This is a genomic window from Pseudomonas sp. HMSC057H01 (genome assembly GCF_001836405.1).
Classification (GTDB): domain Bacteria; phylum Pseudomonadota; class Gammaproteobacteria; order Pseudomonadales; family Pseudomonadaceae; genus Pseudomonas; species Pseudomonas aeruginosa.
Map to the genome: position 1 here is coordinate 1 of NZ_KV828378.1, position 776 is coordinate 776.

Here is a 776-nt window from a genome sequence, read left to right on the forward strand (position 1 = left end):
TTAGAGTAGGGAAAATAAATCTGTCCCCTTTATGCTCGTGTCCCCTTTATGCTCTCTCGGGCAGCGATCAAGAAGCACGGTCATCCGAAAAGGGTTAAGTAAGTACCATTCAGATCTGTCCCTTTACGACCAGAAAGAGAGTTTATCTAAAAGCTCTTTTACTTTCTCAGTATCTTCAGGATGGCGCTGAAGATACTTTTCACAAGCGAGCCGAATGAACTTAGAACAAACAGCCTCGCTCACAACAATGGTGTCTTCATCCTTCGGGGGATAGCCATAAGAAAACTCAACCCCCTCGAAGTGCTCCTCATCAAACGGACTATTTTCATCAGGGAAGTTACAGTACGCCCCATCCGTACTGAACCCCCATCTCTTCACGATATAGCCAACCGCCTCAATGAAGTAGCCATCATCATACATCCTGTCAAAATACCCTTTAACGACCCAATAAGGGTCTGACTCGCTGTATGGCTGACCAAACAATTCTTTCACAAGCACCTCCTTTACTTCGGGTGGAAACTTGTCACCGCTCCTGTGAACTTATCTAAATACACCCTAAAAGTGACACCCCCGGCAACAGAGTCATATTGACTCAGCCCTTTAGATAGCGCGCCCTTATAGCCGCCAGCTGCGGCCTGCTGCCCTAGATCAAGGATTCCCTGATCAGTAAATTTTCGGATCATAAACAGTTTTCGGGAAATTTTGTCTTTAAATTCAACAATATTCCCTGCCCGATCATAAAGGAAAAAGGGGACAGATTTATTTTTACTACTATA

At 44.7% G+C, this 776-nt stretch carries 1 protein-coding gene and 1 pseudogene; both read right to left on the reverse strand.

Annotated elements, in window-relative coordinates; translation table 11 throughout:
- Nucleotides 1-123 precede the first annotated feature (123 nt).
- Entirely contained in the window at nucleotides 124-492 is a 369-nt protein-coding gene (gene cdiI, locus HMPREF2581_RS00485) for a ribonuclease toxin immunity protein CdiI (RefSeq protein WP_031632441.1), read from the reverse strand.
- 11 nt (nucleotides 493-503) lie between these two features.
- A pseudogene (locus HMPREF2581_RS31465) lies at nucleotides 504-776 on the reverse strand (CdiA family toxin C-terminal domain-containing protein); the annotation flags it as partial.